Raw genomic sequence first — 2,959 nt, 5'->3', positions numbered from 1 at the left:
TTGCCGTGGGCTGAATTATATTGCCCCTTCGGGGCTTGTGATTGCACAAGTGCCATCAATTTTAACTCCTGAACGCAGTCAGGGATCTCATATTGGTGGCTACCTAACTTAGTATCATTTGGATTGCGTGCTCTCTTCAGAGCTCCGCTCTTCACAAGGCCTCCACCCGGGGTTACAATACCATTCACCCCGACGGGCTTGGGGTTTCTGGTTCAAGGTTCAATGTTTAAGGTTTGACACATGAAACCTTAAACTATAAACCACCTCTTTCCTTCGGAGTGTGTGATTTCACAGGTGCAATCCATTCTCTCCCAACCCTTGATACCGACCGCGACAGGACAGTGGTATCGAGATCCCGCATCAGAGCACGGGATGACCATTTCTCATTTGGAGGTTCATTCTTAATAACTGATTGGATAGATCGAGTTGGCTTTATGCCCATAAAAAAAGCCCTCATTTTTGACAAAGAGGGCTTTTAAAGATCGTTTAAAACTTATTTTTTACCGGCATGTCCGGGATTGGTCAGTACGATATCATCGTAATAGTAATTTTGGTCTACACCAAAGTTTGGACTGTTGAAAATGAATTCGAGGAATTGTGTACTTGATGCAAATGTGTTATATCCTCTTTCATCTACAACGAGCTTGTTATTTACACGCCATTTCATAGCTGCACCGTTGCCGGTTTTATGCAATTGAGCTTCTACCGTGACCCAACCACCCTCTTCGGCATCTATTTTCAATTTCTTAGGAAGGCCAAGTTCAATCCATTTGGCTTCAACGAAGTTTCCATCATCATCTGAAATGTAAACATACACTCTGAATCCGGCTTCTCCATTTTCATTGGCATCGCTATCCTGGTATTCCAAAATTGGGTACGCACTGATAAAACCGCCTTCATTTCCGAGTACCGGCCACACTCCCGTCTGCTGTTCTACACCATCACCTTCCCAGCTCGGGTCGATATAAAATGAATAAGAAAACCGGGTATTCGCTTCAGCATTCCAATACGATCCGCCGGCATCTTGGTACTTTCTTCCCTGGTACCCATAAAAACCTGAGGTTGGGCCTGTTTCACTGATATTAATCTGCAGTCTTTCATCCCCGTCAAACGTTGTTTGTGTAAAGGAAACCGGAGGATATCCCAAACCGGGATTATAGCGATCGTCAACCCATCCTGCACTGCCTGCTGTATTGTCTGCGGCATCTGCAGCGTCACTGAATGTTAGATTAAACACAGCATTCGGTCCTGCTTTTTTGCCCAATGCTTCCGCTGCCAGGTCTGATGATTGAATCTCTGAGCTGTTGGTAAGATCAGAGTCCGTTACGGTATCACAACTGATCGAAAGCAATGCTACCAATGTTAGCGTTAAAATAATCTCAATAGGTCTTTTCATATGTAACCTCATCTTGTTAGTTTTTATTAGAATTTTCTAATGTTTTCTAATATGCAACTTTCCCCGTTTTAAAACAAAATTATTTACCGCTATATCCATGTTTTTAATGTAATTGTTTTCTACCCTCTCTTGCCCGGCTGAATAAGATTATTTCTGAGAACACCCTAATTCCAACAGATCGGGCCCTTAATCACAGCCGGGATGGTGCGAGGTGATGCGGGATTACAGTTGGGGTGTCTGTGTGATAGTCATCGGATGACTGTTCGCGGCAGATCTTCCGGGCATAGATGGTTCTCTCATCTGATGACTGCGTCTTTTGGGACGTTTGAGCCAAAGCCACACCGGGATGATCTTTGGGAGTTTCGAGAGGGTGCGGGATGAGCTTTGGGCTATTCTTGATGGCACGGAATGACGGTTTAGCGCATTAGGAATAACCTCAGAGTAAAGATTTTAAGATTTTATTGCTCTCTGGATCTCTTCGACTATGATGAACAGTTAAAATATCTGCCTGATTCTCATTCACAACCCGATATATTATTCTATAGTATCCAAGTAGTACTTCTCTAATGGAATCGTCATTCATTTCCGGGACTACTCTTCCTGCTCTGATTTGATCTTCAAGAATTTTAACAGCCTCAAAAAATCTCTGCGTTTGAATGGAAGAATATACTTGTGAATCTCTTGCAATATATTCAGCGATATGTTCTATGTCATCAAGTGATTGTGGCGTCCATCTTATTTGAGCCATTTATCAAGTTTTTTTTTCGCCTCTTCGGTACTTACTGTTTCATTGTTCTTGGATTGTTGAAGGCCCAATTCAACTTTTTCGATAAGCAACAATTGGTCAAGAAGATCATCAATTGAAAAATGATCCGGAAGTTTTTCAAGTCCTTGGATTACATTTTTTTTTGAAATCATATGCGTACTTTTTTCAGAATATATTGATTTAAATTTAGAACTGCAGGATTTACAACGCCCCGGCCCCACCACGGTATTTAACAATCCTTTGCACGATGGATTTGGAACTATGCCCCAACTGGCGCAAGTGTCCACTTGTGCCCTACTTACAAATTAAGAGTAGAAATAATCTATTACCGTCAGTTTTAACTGACGGGCAGAAGAAGAAAAAAAGAAATGGCTTTAGCCACATTAAAAGTACTATTGAAAGCTCAATAACCATTTTCAAACTGGTGCAAGTTTTCAGCGCAGCGTCCTCGGTCAACGAAGCCTTCTGGCGTAGTTGACCCACTTGTGCCCATTTGTCGATCTGTATTCATTTTACTCGTTACCAAGCTCCTGCTTGGTAACGGCCCCTCGGAAGCTCCGGCTTCCATTCCAACGGTTAAGGAATCCGTTCTTAATTATTAGTAGTACCCCTCGATTTCAATCAAGCTTTTTCAATACCCATCGCCTCGGGGTTTTCCTGATGCCTCCGTTTATCCCACGGCTGCAAACAGGTCGTTTCACTCCTGTTTTTGCCGTGGGCTGAATTATATTGCCCCTTCGGGGCTTGTGATTGCACAAGTGCCATCAATTTTAACTCCTGAACGCAGTCAGGGATCT

At 42.8% G+C, this 2,959-nt stretch carries 4 protein-coding genes; all 4 read right to left on the bottom strand.

The window, feature by feature from the left end:
- Nucleotides 1-253: 253 nt before the first annotated feature.
- Nucleotides 254-442: a hypothetical protein gene (locus tag L6773_RS21080; RefSeq protein ID WP_237856652.1), complete on the bottom strand. Its 189-nt coding sequence runs from the start codon at nucleotides 440-442 to the stop codon at nucleotides 254-256.
- A 51-nt stretch (nucleotides 443-493) separates the two neighbouring features.
- The gene (locus L6773_RS21075; protein ID WP_237856651.1) at nucleotides 494-1,396 is read right to left on the bottom strand and encodes a hypothetical protein; all 903 of its coding nucleotides are present in this window, start codon (nucleotides 1,394-1,396) and stop codon (nucleotides 494-496) included.
- 436 nt (nucleotides 1,397-1,832) lie between these two features.
- Entirely contained in the window at nucleotides 1,833-2,144 is a 312-nt protein-coding gene (locus L6773_RS21070; protein WP_237856650.1) for a type II toxin-antitoxin system RelE/ParE family toxin, read from the bottom strand.
- Nucleotides 2,132-2,314, bottom strand: coding sequence for a hypothetical protein (locus L6773_RS21065; protein ID WP_237856649.1), 183 nt, complete (start codon nucleotides 2,312-2,314; stop codon nucleotides 2,132-2,134). Before L6773_RS21065 ends, L6773_RS21070 begins: the two co-directional genes overlap by 13 nt.
- Nucleotides 2,315-2,959: the final 645 nt, after the last annotated feature.

Origin of the sequence: Rhodohalobacter sulfatireducens (genome assembly GCF_022012475.1) — a bacterium.
Lineage (GTDB): Bacteria > Bacteroidota > Rhodothermia > Balneolales > Balneolaceae > Rhodohalobacter > Rhodohalobacter sulfatireducens.
Note: the sequence above shows the minus strand (reverse complement) of the source record. Positions and strands in the feature narration are given on the sequence as shown.

Coding starts and splice junctions, on each gene's coding strand:
- L6773_RS21070 (WP_237856650.1), bottom strand. CDS start 2,144: ATGGCTCAAATAAGATGGACGCCACAATCACTTGATGACATAGAACAT.
- L6773_RS21080 (WP_237856652.1), bottom strand. CDS start 442: ATGGGCATAAAGCCAACTCGATCTATCCAATCAGTTATTAAGAATGAA.
- L6773_RS21065 (WP_237856649.1), bottom strand. CDS start 2,314: ATGATTTCAAAAAAAAATGTAATCCAAGGACTTGAAAAACTTCCGGAT.
- L6773_RS21075 (WP_237856651.1), bottom strand. CDS start 1,396: ATGAAAAGACCTATTGAGATTATTTTAACGCTAACATTGGTAGCATTG.